Origin of the sequence: Citrobacter youngae (assembly GCF_003818115.1) — a bacterium.
Classification (GTDB): domain Bacteria; phylum Pseudomonadota; class Gammaproteobacteria; order Enterobacterales; family Enterobacteriaceae; genus Citrobacter; species Citrobacter youngae.
Genome location: NZ_RPOI01000001.1, coordinates 65,344 through 85,290, shown reverse-complemented (window position 1 = coordinate 85,290; position 19,947 = coordinate 65,344). Strand labels below are relative to the sequence as shown.

Genomic DNA, 19,947 nt, shown 5'->3' with positions numbered 1-19,947 from the left:
CCAGTCTCTCCCAGAGTGAGAGGCTCAGAGATGATTTGCTTCCCGTTCCCGTAGGCTTTCGCCAGTGCATGCCAGCCAATATTGACATCCTCGCCTTTTTTATTGATTTCCGGGTTTGTAGTATTTGCAATCGACACACCGTTGAAACCGACCCGCAGCATGTCCAGCGCATATGCCTGGGAAAAAAAGCTCTCAACCGTTTTCTCAAACTCATCCGGCACGCCGGTATGGTAAATATGAGACATATCGGAATAGCTGATCCGGGCGCAGGTATCCGTCTCTGTCAGAAAGAACTCCGTACCATTGATTGCCATTTTTTTGTGGAAACGGCCACCATCCACACGTCCGGTATGCAGTTCACTGGCACCAATATTGACGGCATTACCTGACACGGCGTTAACATCACGTAGGGTGATATTTTTAATAAGCCACCCGGATTCCAGAATTGAGGTACGCAGTATATTTTCAGTGGGTTCGCTTAATGCAAAGCGTCTGTTTGATTCCTCCTGATAGTTAGTACCAGTGACGAATTTATTATGATAACGACGTGCTGCGTCCGGCCTTTCAGTTTTGAAGGCATACATAGTTTTTCACCTTTTTTAGTATTTAAGAAAAGATTTTATTTTTGTACTCAGTAACCCGATTGTATTTCATTACATGCTCAACATAATCCCGGTCACTAACGACTGAACGTAATACATAATTATCTGCTCGATAGTACTCCCTGTAAGCCATAGCTCTTGCCATTCCACCGTTATTTAATACATAACGATCAGTTGGAACGCTACAACGGCTAATAATTTCATTCACAGAATCAGACAAAGATTTGAGTGCATCTGTAATAAATTTAATATCACGAACAACGTCACCGTCATTAAACACAGAAATAAAATCAACAGGGATCTGGCCGGATTGAGGAAATATGCTCAGTAAACGCTTCTCAACTCCCTTACCAATGTAGTTAACTTCATCGGCCAGTACGCCCGGTAAAAGCTTGATTGTGCTCAGTCGGCTATGTTGCTCATTCAGCCGGGAAACAGCCAGATGGTAACACCGTTCAGCATCCGCTCGTTCAGCATGCCCCGTTTTATTCGTTTTGGCTTCAGCAATGCTACTGACGCCGTTTTTTGAGAATGTGCTTTTCCATGCAACTTCCGCATTTGTCACTTCACGCTGCCGGAAAGATAACTCTTCCTCTTCCTGACGACACAACTGGGCATAACGGCTCAGGAGCAGGTTGATCTCATTCGCCACAGCTTCCGTATCAGGTACTATTAACCCCGTAAGTGAATACAGCTTTTCACCTTTAGCGCGCAGCTTATTCAATGAAAATATTTCAATAATTCGCACAATACATGCAGTGTCGCTATGAGTTTCTTTAAACGGACTTACTTTATAGTTTCCTAACACGGAAACATATTCATTCTTAATTGGAAGGGATATGTATTGACTCCCCGCCGGTTGTAGACGGTAATTCATATAAACTCCTCATAAATGCTTCTAATACTAATGTTTTTACTCTGAAGAATGACTATCACGCCAAGCATAGTAGTCACCAGCACGCCATCGGGACATACGACCTAACTTGATTGGTTTAGGAAAACGTCCCAGAGAAATCAGTTTATAAATCCATTTATCAGTAAAAAGACAATCAGATGTAATGAATTTCATATCAATGAGCGAGTCAGCAGAAGGACGATTATCAGTAAACCCCATAATGAGTTCCTCTCTATGTATCAATCTATATCAACGAAGAGGATTAAAACATCGTTCAAAAATATAAAAAAGGCGAGTAAGAAAAATCTCCTTACTCGCCAAAATTGTTAATTTTTTGTAAATGATGGTTTCTTGAATATAGATGATATTAGTTTGCTAATAATTGAGTGTGATAGCGGAGGCTCTTTTTTATCAGGCCAAAATTCCTCAGCCCGACTAAAGATAAGGTCAGCAAGGGCTGCTGCATTTTCCTTTCGGTATGCCATATCCTCTTTATAAAGATATATATGCTACACTTAGAATCTCATTTCTCTTGGTAGCATGTCTTTCTTGCTGTGCAATTGATAACGATTTATATTTATCATTAGAAACATCATCATTTAATATTAGATGCAATTTCTTTACATCTTCCCGCTCCAGGTACGCATCTCCCTCATATCCAAACCCATCATCATTTTTCCAGTCAATTTGAATATATTTGACCATTTCAGAATAGGTGGTACCAGCAGGAGATAACAATGATGGGTACTCCGGGAACTGCCCCTCATAAAAAACGAAATCACTTTTAACTTTTGGTGGCATTTGGAAATAGCCTTTTGTACTCGCCAGCACTAGTTTTTTATCTTTTTTAACTTCATTAATCTTAATCAAACTAAACTCAGATATATAACTAAAACCATCTTTGTCTTTTTTCAAAGAGTTTATATTCTGAATAAAGGAGTCCACATCTCTTACTTTATGCTTTGAAAAAGACCATCGCCCACACATTCTTAGCGACAATGGAATGTCTTTTTCATCCGCAATATAAATAACATCTTGCTCATCGCAGCCCAATATTTTAGCGGTCTCACTAATGCTATAATGAGTTCGATGAAGCTTGAGAGTATTATTTGCCATTACTCAAGACTCCGTTCCACCAATAAAATCACTGTACCATTGCATCATTTCCCGACGCCCCTCAAGATACTGAGCATGATTGTATATCCCCCGAATAGCATTTTTATCCAAATGTGCAAGCTGGGTTTCAATCCATGCACTATTGAAGCCTTTTTCATGCAAAATAGTGCTCATTGTGTGTCTGAAGCCATGGCCAGTAACACGGCCAGCATATCCAATACGCTTAAAGACCTGATTAATACTGGCCTCACTCATGCACTTACTTGGATCGTTACGCCCAGGAAACATCAAAGGATAGTTTCCAGTCAGTTCTTTTAAGGTTTCAAGATGGACTAATGCTTGATTTGAAAGCGGCACAATATGAGCACGTCGCATTTTCATACGTTCTTTGGGAATCTCCCACACCGCATTATCAAAATCCACCTCACGCCACTCACCTGCTCTTAGCTCTCCTGTTCTTAGACCCGTCAGGATAAGTAAATGTGCCCCCAGCAATACAATTGGGCTTCCTGAATAAGCGTTAAGGGCAGTAAAGAACTCCGGCAGCTCGTTGGCTTTGAGGAATGGATAGTGGACTGCTTCATGTCCTTGCATCGCACTGGCAAGATCCGGTGCAGGATTGTAGATTGCTCTACCCGTTACGATGGCATAGCGGAAAACTTCACCGCATCGCTGACGGACTTTCTTCGCTTTCTCCATAGCGCCTCGTGCTTCTATCAACCTCAGTACTTCAAGTAGTTCTAGGGGCTGAATATCAGCTATAGGTCTGTGTCCAATATGCGGGAAAATGTCTTTCTCAAACGCCTCAATGATGTCTGAAGCATAGCCCTCAGACCATTTGGGAGATTTCATTTTGTGCCACTCTAACGCCACTTCTCTGAATGGGTTAAGTGTCTCGATCGCTGCGTTTAAAGCATGCTTCTTTGCTTTTTTCACTTCGCCAGGATCTTCACCTGCTGCGAGTAGTTTCTTTGCGTCTTCGCGTTTTTGTCTGGCATCTGCGAGGGTGACTGTTGGATAGACACCAAAGGACAAGCGCTTCTCTTTACCAGCAAAACGGTACTTCATACGCCAGTAACGCGAGCCATTAGGTTCAACCTGAAGGTACAGGCCACCTCCATCAGATAGCTTATAGCTCTTCTCTTTTCCTTTAGCGGCTTCAACCTTGCGGGCATTCAGCATCATTGGGGGCACATTTCCTAGACCGAACAGAACATGCCCCCGATTGTGCCCCCAATTGTATGTTGATTTCAAGAGATAGGGGTTGACGTCAAATGACGAAAAATCGCGTAATATCTATGTTTTTAAAGGATTTTGTTGATTTGAGATGACTTGGAAATACTAAGGGATGGTGCCGATAATAGGAGTCGAACCTACGACCTTCGCATTACGAATGCGCTGCTCTACCAACTGAGCTATATCGGCCCTGATAAGGACATGCCCACGAATGCGAACACGGGGTAGAAGGTTAAAACTAACCGGGCGATGCGTCAATGGCCTTGTGAATCAAACGCCTAATTTTGCATCATCCGGTTTCAATTACGCACGAATCGTGTCGTGACAGGAATGCTTGTCCCCGGTCGGGTATGACTATAGCCAGCGGCGAACCTGTCGCTCAAAGCGCTCCCATTCCAGCTCGAAATGTTTTCGCAATTGTTCCTCTTCAAAATCAATATGCAATCTGGCAACCGCCAGCATAAACAGCGGTACAGCCACTACGCCAGCCGGACTGCCGATGAACAGAGCAAAGGCTAGCTGGAGTCCGCTCATACCAAGGTAGATCGGGTTGCGACTCCAGGCGTAACATCCGCCGGTAACAAGCGTGGTCGATTTATTTGCATGAAGCGGGTTCAGGGTCGTACGTTTCATCCGCATTTGCCATGCGGTATGCAGTATCATCCACAGACTAACACTGGCCAGTAATGCGCTTATCACGATATTTACCGCGCCAAATGTGAAACGTGAGCTCGCCGTCAACGCATCGGCAACGAGGAAAAGTACTAAGATGAGTGGCGGCGGAAACCAGGCTCTTAATTTTTGCAGGAAATGACGCATGGCTATGGACTAACCTCGGAAGCGGTTTGATTAACGCTGATACCGCTATAAATACCCTGTAAAAGACACATAAACAAACGATGCTTCATTCACTACAGGCTTTCGCCTTCACCAGACAGGCAGGATCTGTAGCACTAACCTCTGCAAAAATACCGGCATCAGAGGCATCCGCCCCTGATGTTCCCGACAGGTTTACGCTGAAAAAGTTGAATCCGACGCTGATTCAAACAGCCCTACAGACTGCTTGTAAAAACGCATAAAATCATCAAACATCACTGGCGGTAAAAATTGATAGCCCTGCAGGTAATCCACATTATTTTTCCCCAACCATTGCTGCTGATAGCCATATTCAACGCCTTCCGCCACCATGCGTAATCCCAGGAGCCCGGAAAGATGAATGATTGACTCGAGCATAGGGATATGTTGCTCAGCTTCTTTAATAGCCTTGATGAAAGTTTTATCAATTTTGATAACATCCAGGTCTAACTCATTGAGATAGCAGAGGTTAGCGTATCCCGTCCCAAAATCATCTAAAGCAAACAGAACCCCTCGGTTTCGCAACGATCGTATCAGCTCTTTGATGGCTGGAGTGATAGTGAGAGTCTGATTTTCGGTTATTTCAATCATTAATTTTATCGGTAGTCTTTGCGTTATCTCCATAAAGTTAAGGCATTCCCAATAAAAAACGGGATTACTTAAACCTGATGGACTGACATTAAAGGAGACGAATAGTGTTTTATTTATCCCCTCGCTTCCGTCGACCAGATTACGCGCAACGGTGGTCATTAAATAGCTCGTTAACTCATTCATTAAGCCACTTTTTTCAGCCAGAGGTATAAACTCACGCTGAGAAATCGCATAATTATGGCCCTGTGGCCATCGAGCCAAAACCTCAACGCCACAGACGTCCCCATTGATATTTACGATGGGCTGAAAATAAGGAATGATTTCTTCATTCCTTATTGCCATACTCAGTCGACCAGAATCTGAGACATCATATGCTTCGCCGTAAATTACATTCTCACCAGAATAATTGTTTGTCGGGTAACCTTCATGCAATAAATTATTCCTGGTTAAAAAAATGATGGTTTCATTAAAATGAGAAAATCCCAGGCGAGCGGTTATCCGTTCCCGATATCGATACACTGACTTAGTTGTTAGTGAGTTAGCAATACAAAAATCGTGCAACTTTTCTTTTGTGAATGATGCATACAACATTTCCTCTTCAAATTCAGTCAAATGAAAAGTAAACATCGTCGAACCTTTAGTGACCTCCACAACCTCATTGGGTGCCATTAAATTGGCTCTTAGCTGAGAAATCAATTGATCAGATAATTCTCGTCCATTAATGAAAGCATACTCCTCGTATCCTCGATTAACAGAACGAGTTTCATTCATCCGAAGAACAATACAGTTTATGTTGATAAACTGCGTGCTATTTCTCTGAAACCATTTCCTGACCAGGAGCAATGGTAACCGGTTATCGATCACCAGCAAACAGGACGGGTGTCGTGGAATAACTGACTGCGTACCAGAAATAAATGATCGCGCATCAACCAGTACCAGATTTGGCAGCCATGCTTTTATCCCTGAGAAAAGAAAAATATCATAACTGAGCAGAAAAACCTTTTTCATATTCATAGTTACCACCAACTTAAATTTATGGCATAGCAGGTCCCTCGTTATATACACGAGAGAATATACAACACCTTCAGCCTCCAGCAATTATAAGGCGGTTCGTGAACTAACTTTATCCATAAGTCATATCACGTAGTTTCAGATTTTATAATCACAATTATCCATATGCGTATTCCCATTAAATGGTAAATCCATTTTAAATATCGGAAAAGGAAAATTCCTAATTTTCACCAGTACAAATCCTTTTACTCATTTTCACCACGAGGCAAAATAAAAGACTACAAACATAAGAAACAACAAAACATACAACCACAAAAATCAAAATACTAACATATTACCTCGATTCATGCTGCCCGACAAACCATGAGCGTACGTCGCAGATCTCTTATCGCATAGACATTTCCGGCGATACGGATGACCTTATAATAGAAAATATCCTGTTGAGACATAAGCAGTTCGGTAATTTCATCGGGAACATTATCATTTTTGTTTTTGACGATAGCCTGGCGACGAGTTTGCAAATATCCGTCGCGGTCTTTGCCAATAAAATTCAGAACAACATTACGATCTACAGCATAGTGCTTACCTTGAATATTAAGGCTCCCTACCTGGGATACCCGCCCTTCGGTAGTGGAAGAAATACGAAAAACCAACAGAACTTCACCTTCAATTTTTACCCCCTGAGTTTGCGCCTGCAAATGAAGGTAATTCTTGGCAGAGCAGGTCAACGTCTCAGGTTCTTGATGGCGATAAAAAAAGTATGCTGTTATCACAGCAAGAAAGATCACCCCGCTAATAAAGATAATTTTCGCATTCACGGGCAACCCCTCCTTTATCCAGCGTACAGATCCCCAAAAAATTCTCTTTAAGATTATTACCTGCCGATAAATTATTATCATCATAAAAAACAATTGTTTTCTTGCCATTATGACAAATTGTATTTACTTTTCGCCACATATCAGAAGATAAAAATGCCTTCGTTTTATCAGCATTATTGTCATCGGCAGTATAAAGTTCACAATCACCTATTGCCCTGATATAGATAAAATTCGTGGTACCTGAGTTAAGAGCTGGCAATATCAAAACCGCGCTCCCAAGAAAAGCGAACAACAAAATGAACAGAAGAATATTTTTGCGTTTCGGTGTTGCGGGTGAATTCACCGTTTCTGTTACCGAACGAACAGGTACATCCCTACTGAAAGATGACTGTTCATCATTGACCGAAGCATGGAACAAAAATCCCTGCCGGGGCAACGTTTCAATGGGGTTTTCGGCCCCCAACTCACTAAATGCTTTTCGCAATATACTGATACTTTTATTAAGGCTATGACCCGATGGGGCCATGCCATGCTTCTTCCATACTTCTTCTATGATAAACTCACGGTGGAGTTGTTGATTTTTATAGGCAATGAATAGCTCAAGTAGTCTCGCTGTAGATGCCGAAAGGATTATTGTAGTATCGCGATGTTTCAGGCTTTTTCTGGTGGAATCGTACTCAACCTGATCATTAATTATACTTTTCATACTACCTGACTCTTAAATACCGTGACATGGAGTACAAATGACCAAAGTTTCATCTGTGCCAAGCTGATTACTGCATTGTATAAAGATAGTTACAGTATAGGTTCGATATCTAACCATGACATATCGGATCAGACTCAATACTTACTATTGATTGAGTTTGAAGCACCCCTGACCCACTGGAATGTATTTCTGCAACGCTACGATAAACTTTCGGTTTTTAGTTTTCAGCTCGCTGCTACGCCAGGTTTCACCCGGCAACACATAACGCATGGTGGCTTCATCATCGGTTGAGTTACACCCCTGGTGTACGATGATTTTAAAAAAAGTATTCCCGGTGTTTTTCAGTGTTCCGTTAGCCTCATCAATGGTGTAGGCCAGATTTATGTTTCTCGGGCGAACAACCAATATGGTGTCCATAGCGATCACCGGGAGAGCCTGCCCGCCTTTCCCTTGATTACGTTCAGTAAACAGCGTGATCGGCATTTCACGAAACAGAATTCGGTAATAGCGTTCTTTATCATCCTGCGGCCCACGGTAGAAAATCTTAAAAAACTCACTCGCCTGCGGAGCCAGTGAAAAATTCAGCGGAGTAAACAGAAGTTCGCCTTCAGCAATAGCACTTCTGTTTTCTCCTCCCGGTCCCGGCTTATCAATTTTTACTGCGCCGATACTGTATAAATTCTGTTTCTGGCTATCGTTATAGATTCGTTTACTGATAAATGATTTATCCGACGGCATCTCATAAATGGTCGACTCCAGGTAGACTGCCTGTGTAGAGAATGCTGTCAGACCGGAAAGTAGAATAAATACCCATCTAAGCGCCAGACGACGGCGGTTCATGGCGTCACTCCCACCCAATTCGCCGTGACTTTTATCTCTCCACTAGCGCTGACGACACCTTCCCAGTCAGCGCCGGAAACGGTTAACATCGAACGCGAATCATTCATTGGGAAAAGCAACTTTAAATCAGTAGCATAATAGCTTCCATCGTCATTGTTATTTGCGTCCCAGGGCGTCTGTTGCCACTGCGCATCTCTCATACTGACTGCCGCTTCACTGCAGCTATTTCGTTTTTGCACCACGCCCCCCGACTGACTGTTGTACTGCAGAAAAGCGGGAATGGGGACGGACAGCCCGCCTTGCGCAGACGTAAACAGACAGTAGGGCACACTGTTTATCGTCGTACTTTCCCCAATAACTTGCGCGGTGATACTGTCGGCCTGACGGGGGCCAGAGACGGTTACGGTGTAATCCATTTCTATAGGAGCGGCATCACCAATCGTGCCACTACCGCTCGCAGAAGCTGTGTTGTCCGAAGAGACGATACTGATCCCATACTCCTTCGGCACAATATTGAGCTGTAGCGAAGGGGTAAACTGGTAGTGTCCTGACTCTGGTGTTAAGCCATTATAAAAGCCGAAGGTAAAGGGCTGACTGTTAGTAATGCTGATCCCTGAATCGACAAGATTCTTCAAAAATGCTTTTGACAGAAAAATATAAATGTATTCTCCAGAGGTCGTAAAAACGTTGTAATAAGCAGTTGAAGTACCATAGTTATACCAGTTTGAACCATTCCCGGAGTATCTCACGGTGGCCGCTCCGGGCGTAAAACCTAGCATCGCCGTGTCGACAAAAGCGCGAAACGTCAAGGAGGCGGTCAGATTGGCCGTTTGTTGCAAGTTATAACTCACCATTTTGCAAATCACACCGTCAGTACCGCCCACCACGCCAAGTTCGCAATAACCAGAGTCTTTGGTGATGCTCGGCGTACCGTCGCTGGCAACCCAAAGCTCCTGAAATGCGTTAGTCGAGACAAGTGACAGATGACCGCGTTTAGTTAACGTGTAATTGACGTAATTCCATGATCCTGTCGATTGGTCTTTGCACCGTTGCCCGGAAGAATAATCATAATTCACAGAAGTATAACAGCGGTTGAACACATAGGTTTCGCTGCTACCGGTAGGCACATTGCGAAAGTACTCATAAGCAGTATCGGTCAGGGAAGCGAATCCGTAGGCGCCACCAATAACGCCTGCGACAGAGCCGACCTGCGCATGATAAAAACCGTTTTTGTCTGTGCCCAATCCGGCAATAAACCCGGTTGATGGACATTGAGTGCCACTATAACAACGGATTCCCCGGAAAGGCCCGTTAATCGGGGAGTTATCAATCCACATGTCCTGATAATAATTTCCAGGCGCAGTCCAGCCGACAAAACCTAAATACCCGAGACTGACCTGAGAGGTACCGTATTTTATCCACGTGTTTGATCCGCTGAAACGTGGATCAAGTGCCGATGGGGTAATAAAGTATTCACTATCAATGGCATTTTCGATAAACAAATAGTTATTACTGACTGATCCCGAAGAGATTGCATTCAACGCCAAAGCAGGCACAGGTGAAAAACTCCCTACGGTACAGATTACAGTAGCTAATTTAATCAATACTTTCATTTTATTACCTCTGCGCCATCGTGGTTTGCGTTGCACATTTCACATCACCAATCCACGCTGCGCCCCGTGCTTTTTCCAAATCAAGATCGGCTTCGCATATGCTGCCATTGGCTGAAATTAACGTGATGACCGGATACTTTTTATCGATATCAATAGCAAACTCACCCTTTTCATCCGTACGCGTTTTACCGATGTGGTTATGGATATCGGTATTTGCAGCCAACTGCCCATCGGGATAACGAATGCGCCCGAATACGGTGACCATGCTTTTCACTTCAGGGTTGATAACACCCACATTACCCGGATATAGCGTCAGCTCCTGTTTGCGTCCTGAAACAATATCGAAGCTGTCCTCAGAGTTTTTATCATTGAGGATTTCCAGCTTGTACTGAGCATAGGGCGGCAGTGCAATGAAATTTGATTTACCGCTGAGAAGATAGTTGCGGTTATTAATCTTCGCAGCCAGTTTCCCTTCGCCGGTCAAATCTGTTTTCACAATGATGCCGGACCGCTGCCGCTCTTTACTCAGGCCGAAATCTTTACCTGCCCACGCCAGAGAACCCTGGGAAGAGAAGTTCATATTGGTGGAGTTGTCAGCAGAACGCGTTACCGATACGGTGCCGGCGTTATATTTCGTGTCATAACTCAAATTGCCGTTTACCGAATAATTATTGTCGTAATACTGTTCACCACTCAGACGCGTTGATGCCGACAATCCGACCGATTTAATCGGGCCCTCAGCATACTGCTTGCGCGCGCTAAGATTACCCTGAGTACTGCCATAGCGATCCCGGGAGACGCCCATGCTCAACCAGGATGCCAACGGCAACGATAAATCCAGACTGACATAACGTTCCTGTCGCCCATCGTCATTCCGGTTGTTGTAGTAATAACGCTGAATACCTGCACGCAACCCAACCGTGGCATACCTGCCTGAATAAAGGGTCGTGCTGTAGTCCAGATTACGATATTTATTTCCCGAGTAGCGATTCTCCGTCTGACTCACGGTGAGCGAGCCGCCATGAGGAATAAACTTTCCGAGGTTAAGAGTCCCGCCAATGGAATAATTATCACGCTCCTGCATGGGCAGACGATCGCCAATTTTACTGTCTTCACGAGATGCCCAAAGGGAACCGTATCCCTCAGGTACATTAAGGTTGATGTTACTGATATTTCGCCATGACGAATCGTTCGCCACCAGCGTCTGATTGCCAATGCTTACGTATTCATTCACATTGAGCGTGACATCCGTTTCATTAACCGCATTGTTGTCAAAACCGTAGAGCGTAGACTTCAGGCCCAGCCCCGACAATATCGCCAGCGTCACCGATGCGGCCCCCCCGGCAATCCAGGTCTGCTCGCTGCCCAAATCCTGATAATGATTTCGCTTATAACTCACACGGTCATAATCCAGTGAACCACCAAACAGCTGCCACGAGAGCTGATCAATCCCGGCAGCTTGCTGGCGGGCAAAGATTTTATTAACCCTGCTGATACGACTATTAATTGTCCGGCCATTGACCACGATATCTACCGTGACGTCATAAACACCATACGGAAAACGACTGGTATCAATTTCATAACTGCCCATATTAAAGTTCTGCACGCTGAGCAAACGCCCATCACGGAAGACATGAACCTCGCCAGCGGCTGGCAAAAATACGGTAATCGGCGTAAGTGAAAGCGCGGTATTCTCAACAACCGTACTTCCTTTGTTTCCGTAGCTCACACCGTAAATTTTCCCGCCATTCAGTGCATTCAGGCTGGCAATAGACTGGACATTCCAGGTGTCGAGCATCCCGAGCGCCAGTCGATAACCGTCATAATCACGCTCATACATCGCACGATAAAGTTTGCTGGTGCCGTTGCTGTCGCCGATGCCGTAAAACGAACCGTTAATGTTGATATGGTGCTCACGCAGCGATGTTGTGTTGTCAACCGTCAGATAGCTGCGGGTACTGCTGCCATTATGATAATCGTTGTAGTAGGTACCAAAGTTATAGTTCAGGACGTTAGAGAGAGACTCCACGCTGGAAGGTCCAAGCAGGCTACTGCGTGCGACAATCGCTTCAGTTAACGCATCTTTGCTGACAATCATCTCCAGGTGAAATGAAGAGACGTTGAGCTGCAGGCGTGCATTGTCCGATAGCTCGATATTGGTGTTATCGTGAAATTTCACATCACGAATTTTTTCTACCAACGCACGAGTTTTTCCAGATAACACGGCATTATTAGGCAATTCAGCAAGAGTCAGGGCTTTAACTGTAATATTGCCATCAACAAGCGAAATCACCGCATCGGCAATTTTTTGCTGACTTTTCTCGTCAGTCTCGTTGTAACGAATATATACCGGCACCGTCATTCCCTGCTCCAGTGAACGGGCGAAAGCACTGGGAATAACGTAATTACCCACTTTTACTGGGGCTGCATGTGAAGTTCCTGGTGTCAGCGCAAGAAAAAGACAAATGCTACCGCCGACAATATTTATTGTTGTCATATGCATCCTTACATTCCGGTATTTTTATTTATCCCGTACAGATGGCTGCAATCGACCATCACTTCACTGTAATAAACTGCTTACCGTGCCAGATACCGATGCGTGAACGGCTATTGCTGATGTCGGTAAACTGTAATTTTATTTTCGTACCCGGCATAATGTAATAACGTTCGCGACAACCTCGTCCCTGATCGCGAGCCTTATCCTTACAGGCGCCATAGGCGATCACACGAAACGAAACATTGCCAGTATTGGTAATAACATCGCCATTGCGGCTATATTCAAAACGCTCTTTTCGCGGAGCGACCACCAGAATAGTGCCAATTTCTGCCGACGCTGTTGCAACCGCCATTTTATTCGCCCGGGTTTCCGCGCTCTCGGTGACCGGCTCATCTATCCATTGCAGACGATAATAACGTTCGAGATCATCTGCTGGTCCTTTATAAAAGAAGCGAAAAACATCCTTTGCCTGACCAGGAAGAATAAGATTGGCAGGTGTAGAAAGTAACTCTCCGGAATTAACAGGCTTTATTTCGACTCCCCCCGCCAAAGGTGATGACAATTGTTTTACCGAAACACTGACATAACGCGCCGCATCAGTTGTATTAGTAATTTCTTTCGATAATGAACTCTCAGCAGAAGTCATTATCGATGTGATTTCACCCACATTAATTGCCCATCCGGGAAAAGATGCTACTAACCCTACCAACATCGCTGTCGGTAAATATTTTTTCATGACGCCATTCCTGATAAATTCGGGAGAAAAAATTCTCCCGAATTTTTATTACTTAGGCAGACGGAGTCGTCCAGGTTGCATTAAACTGTACTTTTACATCGCCGGTCCAATAGCCGTCTGGCAGAGCAGAGTAATCCGTTACTGCCTGGCTACCATCAGAAGTCGCTGACGCGATGGTGAATTTGAAGTTGGATTGATCGCTGACACGAGCAGCACCGTTATAAGCGCCATCAGCCATCAGGCTTTCAAGACCAGAAGTCGAACTGGAGTTAACCAGGACAGTATCTGATGAATTAGTCAGCGCGGTGCCATTCCATGCCACCCCTACGTTCAGGGTAGATGCATCGCCACTGGCGTTGGTCAGCGTGTTACTAATGATCTGAGCAGTCAGCTCAAAATCAGTTGCCGTTTCCTGACCCTGAATAGTCACATCAAAAGCACCGTCCTGAGAGTTGAAGGCGTTCAGTCCTTCAGCATACTGGAAAGTCAAAGAGTTCAGCGGAGTGACAACCAACATGCTGGTGGTATCTTTTGTTGCCGTCGCGTCCCACGAGGCAGTTGCAGAAGCAGTAACGTCTGCCATTGCATTTGCTGCAACAAATACAGAAGCCAGAGAGGTTACTAATAATAATTTTTTCATTTTTATCTTCTCCTAAGAACAAACTCACCACCGAGTCTTATTTTTAAATCACTCCAGCGGTTCCATTAATTGCGAGCCAGAATTGCCGCGCCAAAAAATTATCATTTGAATTAAGTAACATCTCAACAAACCCCGAAACGCAAAAATTACAAAAAACTAAGAATTTTCCCACCAAAAAATCTATCTAAGAAGTTTCCTAAGACGCAATTACTTAAAATATGCCATGTTTCAGAATTATCATCCACACAAATAAGTAATACCAAACAATTCATCTTTTTTATGTTTTTGATAAATATCAAAAAGATCATACAAATAGCACCTAAGCAAAACCCTTACAAAACATAAAGATAATTAACACCTCCATATTTTCTCTATAATGCTTATTATTTGTTGCAATTATGCTAAATTTTTAACTTCACAAGAAAATTCTCATAAAATATTCATATATGAGGGAATATTCTTATAAAATAAGCACTAATCTGGAGGATTAGTATTCGAATTGATAATTATTTCACAAAAATAAAACCAGGAATTTTCCATATAAAAAGAATATTCCTGGAATATCAAGATTTATATAACGTTCAACCATGAGAGATTTAGCTGAAACCTTTTAATCCCAAATAACTATTAAGTGTTACCGTACGCACTCGATGTAGGGTAATCAAATTTTGTTGTTCGAGGGATTTTAATGAGCGGCTAACGGTTTCAATTTTAAGGTCAAGATAACTGGCAATTTCCTCCCGGGAGAATGGCAAGTGTAGCGTCGTTTCTGGCCTGCCAATACGTAAATGCATCTCGTAAAATTCCACCAGAAAAGCAGCGATCCTGGCCTCAGCATGTTTATTCGCATAGCGCCGCAGTTTTTCAACAATGAATCCATTGTCCCTGCAGAGAAACTTGATGACTGCGGCAGCAACCGACGGATCCTTTTCTGCTACTTTGAACAACCGCGCAATATCGATATGACATACCTCCGCAGCCGTTGCCGCCTTAATCGTTGTCAGGTACTTCCCCCCTTCGACAGCATCCAGCGCCATGATATCTCCCGGAACATAAAAGCGACTGATAAAATCGTTATCACCGCATTCCACGCTGGACTTGCAGTATCCCTCGTGAATAACAAAAAGCATGTTTGCGGCTTCATCCTGCCTGGCGAGTATCTCCCCTGCTTTAAACCTTCTTCTTTTGTCTATTAATCGGTGTTGATTATCACGATCAATTGCCGCTCCCTTTGGACACAGTGAACAATGGCGGGGGGGAAACGGGTTGCCGAGCGGCACAACAGGAATGCGATGTTTGTGAATATCCGATTTCACGCAACAACTCCTCATAAAAATGAGACTGATTCTAATAGATCGGGCCATGGGAACAATACGTGAACTGAAGACCAGGAAAATTCATGCTGGCGGGGAAAATTCTGTGATACATCGCCTTTATGGCGCAGGGACGCATGGGTCAAAACCAGACTGATGATGTTAAAACGCAGGATAGAAAAAATGTGGCAGTGGAGTGAAGGTTAGAATTAACTGGGCGATGCCTTAATAGCCTTGAAAATCAGAGTGCTATTATGGCATCGCCCGTTTTCAATTACGCACGGATCGTGTCGTCGCCGAAGCCAACCCATTTGTATGTAGTCAGTGCTTCCAGCCCCATTGGGCCACGCGCGTGTAATTTTTGCGTGCTAACTGCCACTTCCGCCCCGAGCCCAAACTGACCGCCATCGGTAAAACGGGTGGAGGCGTTCACATACACAGCGGAAGAATCGACTTCATTCACAAAACGATCGGCGTTGCGTAGCGTACGCGTCAGGATCGCATCGGAATGCTGGGTACCATGCTCGCGGATGTGGGCGATGGCATCATCCAGGCTGGTGACGATTTTCACGTTCAGATCCAGCGATAAAAACTCATCGTCATACTGTTCCTCTTTTACCGCTACGACGTTTGCCGGTCTGGCCTGCAACGCGGCAAGCGCAGCATCATCTGCATGAAGCGTCACGCCGCTTTCTGCCATTTGCTGGCTTAGAGCAGGCAGGAAGCGCTCAGCGATACTCTGATTCACCAACAGTGTTTCGACAGTATTACACGTGCTCGGACGCTGGGTTTTGGCGTTAACGATAATCTTCAGTGCCGGGGCGATCTCCGCCGTGTCATCTACATAGATATGACATACGCCAATACCACCGGTGATAACCGGGATAGTCGACTGCTCACGACACAGCTTGTGCAGCCCTGCGCCACCGCGAGGGATCAGCATATCGATGTACTTATCCATCCGCAGCATTTCAGTGACCAGCGCACGATCCGGGTTATCAATCGACTGCACCGCGGCAGCCGGTAAACCGCAGGCTTGCAGCGCATGCTGGATCACCGCAACAGTGGCGGCGTTCGTCCGGTACGTCTCTTTTCCACCGCGCAGAATCGCTGCATTGCCCGTTTTCAGGCACAGCGAAGCCACATCAACGGTGACATTAGGACGCGCTTCATAAATCACGCCAATCACGCCCAGCGGCACGCGACGACGCTCCAGACGCAGACCGCTATCCAGCAGACCACCGTCAATCACCTGCCCGACCGGGTCAGCGAGATTACACACCTGGCGTACGTCGTCAGCAATCGCTTTCAGACGCGCTGGCGTCAGTGCGAGGCGATCAAGCATCGCTTCGCTCAGGCCATTTTCACGCGCCTGTTCAACATCCTGTGCGTTCGCGCTGAGGATGCTTTCCGTTTGCGCTTCCAGCTCATCAGCGATTGTTTCCAGCACGCGGTTTTTTTCGCGGCTGGAGAGTAGCGCCAGCTTATATGACGCAGCTTTGGCAGCAATGCCCATTTGTTCCAGCATATGCCTGTTCCTTAACGGGTAATCATATCGTCGCGATGGACAGCAACCGGACCGTATTCGTAGCCCAGGATGGTGTCGATCTGTTGTGAGTGATGTCCGGCAATACGGCGCAGCGCATCGCTGTTATAGCGTGTAACGCCATGGGCAATATCGCGCCCTTCCAGATTGCAGATGCGGATCACTTCACCACGAGAGAAGTTGCCTGTCACGCTTTTAATCCCTTTTGGCAATAATGAGCTGCCGCGCTCCAGAATCGCTGCGGTAGCACCCTCATCAACGGTAATTTCCCCGGCAGGCGGCGCGCCGAAGATCCAGCGTTTACGGTTCTCCAGTGGAGAAGCCTGAGCATGAAAACGCGTCCCAACGGAAACGCCTTCCATCACATCGCCAATCACGCCCGGTTTGCTGCCTGCGGCAATTATGGTGTCGATGCCGGCGCGGCACGCGACATCGGCGGCCTGCAGTTTTGTTCCCATCCCGCCGGTTCCCAGACCAGAGACGCTGTCTCCGGCAATGGCGCGCAGCGCATCATCAATACCGTGCACGTCTTTGATAAGCTCCGCCTGCGGATTGGTGCGCGGATCGGCGGTGAACAGCCCCTGCTGATCGGTCAGCAGCAGCAGCTTATCGGCTCCGGCAAGAATCGCCGCCAGCGCCGAAAGATTGTCGTTGTCACCGACTTTAATTTCAGCGGTCGCCACCGCATCGTTCTCATTGATGACCGGAACAATGTTGTTATCCAGCAGCGCGCGCAGCGTATCGCGGGCGTTGAGGAAGCGCTCTCTGTCTTCCATATCCGCACGCGTTAGCAGCATCTGCCCGATATGAATACCGTATATCGAGAACAGCTGTTCCCACAGTTGAATCAATCGGCTCTGCCCTACCGCCGCCAACAGCTGTTTCGAAGCTATCGTTGCCGGGAGCTCAGGGTAACCAAGATGCTCACGTCCGGCGGCAATCGCGCCCGAAGTAACGATAACAATACGATGTCCTGCGACGTGGAGCTGTGCGCACTGGCGAACCAGTTCTACGATATGGGCGCGGTTCAGGCGGCGCGATCCGCCCGTTAACACACTGGTGCCAAGTTTTACCACCAGCGTCTGGCTGTCACTCATGATTCTCTGCCATTCAAAATTGGGGAAAATGATATCAAACGAACGTTTTAGCAGGACTGGCCCCGGTTGCCAACAGCCAGCGCACAAAGCATGAAATTTTATTGCGCAGGATCAGCAAGCGTAGCGGCAGACTTTGACGCATTTATTACAGACACAAAAAAACATTCTTTTTTAAAAATATTCTTACTTTGTCATAAAACGTTCATTGCCAGACGTTAAAAACCCTCCTGTCTTTTAACGGGGATCACACCCAGTAAATATTAGCGCGTACTTTAAATCAGGAATGAAAATGAAAAAGAGCACTCTGGCATTAGTGGTGATGGGAATTGTTGCATCGGCGTCCGTACAGGCGGCAGAAGTCTATAACAAGAACAGTAATAAACTGGACTTGTATGGCAAAGTCAAAGCGATGCACTACATGACTGATTATGACAGCAAAGACGGCGACCAGAGCTATATCCGCTTAGGTTTTAAGGGCGAAACACAAATTAACGATCAACTGACCGGTTATGGTCGTTGGGAAGCTGAGTTCGCAGGGAATAAAGCGGAAAACGAAACCAATCAGCAAAAAACACGTCTGGCTTTCGCCGGTGTGAAATTAAAAGATTTTGGCTCGTTTGATTATGGTCGTAACCTGGGTGCGCTGTATGACGTGGAAGCCTGGACGGATATGTTCCCGGAATTCGGCGGTGACTCTTCCGCGCAGACCGATAACTTTATGACCAAACGTGCTAGCGGCCTGGCGACCTACCGTAATACCGACTTCTTCGGCGTCGTCGATGGTCTGGATCTTACCCTGCAATATCAGGGCAAAAACCAGGACCGCGATGTGAAGAAACAGAACGGCGACGGCTTTGGTACCTCCGTGACGTATGACTTTGGCGGCAGCGATTTCGCCATCAGTGGTGCGTATACCAACTCCGACCGTACCAATCAGCAGAACCTGCAAAACCGGGGTACTGGCGATAAAGCAGAATCCTGGGCGACAGGTTTAAAATATGATGCCAACGACATTTATCTGGCAACGTTCTATTCTGAAACGCGCAATATGACACCTATTTCCGGTGGCTTTGCTAACAAAACTCAGAACTTCGAAGTGGTTGCTCAGTACCAGTTTGACTTTGGTCTGCGTCCATCCCTGGGTTATGTGCTGTCGAAAGGTAAAGATATTGAAGGCGTAGGTAATGAGGATCTGGTGAATTATATCGACGTGGGCGCAACATACTACTTCAACAAAAATATGTCAGCGTTTGTTGATTATAAAATCAACCAGCTCGATAGCGATAATAAACTGGGCATCAACGATGATGATATCGTGGCCGTCGGTATGGTTTATCAGTTCTGATGTAACATAAAAAATGCCGGATGGGGTTGCGCCGCCATCCGGCATTTTGCTGTTCATTATGCCGTTAATTTAACCGGCTCATCCTTAAAGTCGTCAGCAGGCTCCAGCGCCAGATTCAGCGTCGTTAACAACCCACGCAACTTTTCATGAAACTCGCGTAAGGTGTATTCCAGTCGCTCTACCACTTCAGTCTCTTTAATCGGCACGGCGGTCCAGTTGCCATCTTTATCGAACAAACCAAACTGGTAGCTGTACGTAAAGCGTTTCTCCTGCGCTTCCAGCTCCATCCACCAGCCCCAAAATTCACGTTTCTCTGGTGCCGGTTTCACGTTGACGCAAACAGCCAGACAATCGAAAAAGAATCGATTATCTTCGCACTGCCCTTCGCGGATGTACGGGCCAAGCGCGGTGAATTTTTTGATCAATCTACTTTTCGGGTGCCCACTCGGTAACGTCATTGCGATCTCCTTAGGTGAAGCAACTGTTTTAC

At 45.7% G+C, this 19,947-nt stretch carries 19 protein-coding genes and 1 tRNA gene; 1 reads left to right on the top strand and 19 read right to left on the bottom strand.

What is annotated here, in order from left to right; translation table 11 throughout:
• From EHN13_RS00460 to proB, 18 genes are all read right to left on the bottom strand, one after another.
• Positions 1 to 584, bottom strand: a 584-nt coding sequence (locus EHN13_RS00460) for a P2 family phage major capsid protein (RefSeq protein WP_148085783.1), incomplete at its 3' end; no start/stop codon positions are given.
• 22 nt (positions 585 to 606) lie between these two features.
• Positions 607 to 1,479: a hypothetical protein gene (locus EHN13_RS00455; protein ID WP_124020707.1), complete on the bottom strand. Its 873-nt coding sequence runs from the start codon at positions 1,477 to 1,479 to the stop codon at positions 607 to 609.
• 36 nt (positions 1,480 to 1,515) lie between these two features.
• On the bottom strand, positions 1,516 to 1,716 hold the full coding sequence (locus tag EHN13_RS00450; protein WP_000507057.1) for a helix-turn-helix transcriptional regulator: 201 nt from the start codon (positions 1,714 to 1,716) through the stop codon (positions 1,516 to 1,518).
• A gap of 273 nt (positions 1,717 to 1,989) precedes the next feature.
• Positions 1,990 to 2,613, bottom strand: a complete 624-nt coding sequence (locus EHN13_RS00445) for a hypothetical protein (RefSeq protein WP_232034656.1) — start codon at positions 2,611 to 2,613, stop codon at positions 1,990 to 1,992.
• Between the two features lie 3 nt (positions 2,614 to 2,616).
• On the bottom strand, positions 2,617 to 3,798 hold the full coding sequence (locus EHN13_RS00440; protein WP_003838768.1) for a tyrosine-type recombinase/integrase: 1,182 nt from the start codon (positions 3,796 to 3,798) through the stop codon (positions 2,617 to 2,619).
• A 164-nt stretch (positions 3,799 to 3,962) separates the two neighbouring features.
• Positions 3,963 to 4,038, bottom strand: a tRNA-Thr gene (locus EHN13_RS00435).
• 165 nt (positions 4,039 to 4,203) lie between these two features.
• Positions 4,204 to 4,668 carry a methyltransferase family protein gene (locus EHN13_RS00430; RefSeq protein WP_124020706.1) on the bottom strand — a complete coding sequence of 155 codons (465 nt, stop codon included), beginning with the start codon at positions 4,666 to 4,668 and terminating at the stop codon, positions 4,204 to 4,206.
• A gap of 192 nt (positions 4,669 to 4,860) precedes the next feature.
• Entirely contained in the window at positions 4,861 to 6,309 is a 1,449-nt protein-coding gene (locus EHN13_RS00425; RefSeq protein WP_116360953.1) for an EAL domain-containing protein, read from the bottom strand.
• A 341-nt stretch (positions 6,310 to 6,650) separates the two neighbouring features.
• Positions 6,651 to 7,124 carry a hypothetical protein gene (locus tag EHN13_RS00420; protein WP_121584245.1) on the bottom strand — a complete coding sequence of 158 codons (474 nt, stop codon included), beginning with the start codon at positions 7,122 to 7,124 and terminating at the stop codon, positions 6,651 to 6,653.
• Entirely contained in the window at positions 7,099 to 7,830 is a 732-nt protein-coding gene (locus EHN13_RS00415) for a winged helix-turn-helix domain-containing protein (RefSeq protein ID WP_061067348.1), read from the bottom strand. Before EHN13_RS00415 ends, EHN13_RS00420 begins: the two co-directional genes overlap by 26 nt.
• Positions 7,831 to 7,974: 144 nt before the next feature.
• On the bottom strand, positions 7,975 to 8,670 hold the full coding sequence (locus EHN13_RS00410) for a fimbrial biogenesis chaperone (protein ID WP_043015294.1): 696 nt from the start codon (positions 8,668 to 8,670) through the stop codon (positions 7,975 to 7,977).
• Complete coding sequence (locus EHN13_RS00405) at positions 8,667 to 10,283, bottom strand: hypothetical protein (RefSeq protein WP_061067347.1); 1,617 nt, start codon at positions 10,281 to 10,283, stop codon at positions 8,667 to 8,669. Before EHN13_RS00405 ends, EHN13_RS00410 begins: the two co-directional genes overlap by 4 nt.
• Before the next feature lie 4 nt (positions 10,284 to 10,287).
• Complete coding sequence (locus tag EHN13_RS00400) at positions 10,288 to 12,780, bottom strand: CS1-pili formation C-terminal domain-containing protein (protein WP_124020705.1); 2,493 nt, start codon at positions 12,778 to 12,780, stop codon at positions 10,288 to 10,290.
• Between the two features lie 58 nt (positions 12,781 to 12,838).
• On the bottom strand, positions 12,839 to 13,516 hold the full coding sequence (locus EHN13_RS00395) for an EcpB family pilus assembly chaperone (protein WP_061067346.1): 678 nt from the start codon (positions 13,514 to 13,516) through the stop codon (positions 12,839 to 12,841).
• Positions 13,517 to 13,568: 52 nt separating this feature from the next.
• Positions 13,569 to 14,156: a common pilus major fimbrillin subunit EcpA gene (gene ecpA / locus EHN13_RS00390; protein ID WP_061067345.1), complete on the bottom strand. Its 588-nt coding sequence runs from the start codon at positions 14,154 to 14,156 to the stop codon at positions 13,569 to 13,571.
• Positions 14,157 to 14,752: 596 nt separating this feature from the next.
• Positions 14,753 to 15,472, bottom strand: a complete 720-nt coding sequence (locus EHN13_RS00385) for a Crp/Fnr family transcriptional regulator (RefSeq protein WP_061067344.1) — start codon at positions 15,470 to 15,472, stop codon at positions 14,753 to 14,755.
• 271 nt (positions 15,473 to 15,743) lie between these two features.
• Entirely contained in the window at positions 15,744 to 16,997 is a 1,254-nt protein-coding gene (gene proA / locus EHN13_RS00380) for a glutamate-5-semialdehyde dehydrogenase (protein WP_124020704.1), read from the bottom strand.
• Positions 16,998 to 17,008: 11 nt separating this feature from the next.
• Complete coding sequence (proB, locus tag EHN13_RS00375; protein WP_124020703.1) at positions 17,009 to 18,112, bottom strand: glutamate 5-kinase; 1,104 nt, start codon at positions 18,110 to 18,112, stop codon at positions 17,009 to 17,011.
• Between the two features lie 289 nt (positions 18,113 to 18,401).
• Between proB and phoE the strand changes: the two genes are divergently transcribed.
• On the top strand, positions 18,402 to 19,457 hold the full coding sequence (gene phoE, locus EHN13_RS00370; protein ID WP_048212528.1) for a phosphoporin PhoE: 1,056 nt from the start codon (positions 18,402 to 18,404) through the stop codon (positions 19,455 to 19,457).
• A 56-nt stretch (positions 19,458 to 19,513) separates the two neighbouring features.
• Here the strand turns inward: phoE and crl are convergent, their stop codons facing one another.
• Positions 19,514 to 19,915: a sigma factor-binding protein Crl gene (crl, locus tag EHN13_RS00365; protein ID WP_005133595.1), complete on the bottom strand. Its 402-nt coding sequence runs from the start codon at positions 19,913 to 19,915 to the stop codon at positions 19,514 to 19,516.
• Between the last annotated feature and the right edge of the window lie 32 nt (positions 19,916 to 19,947).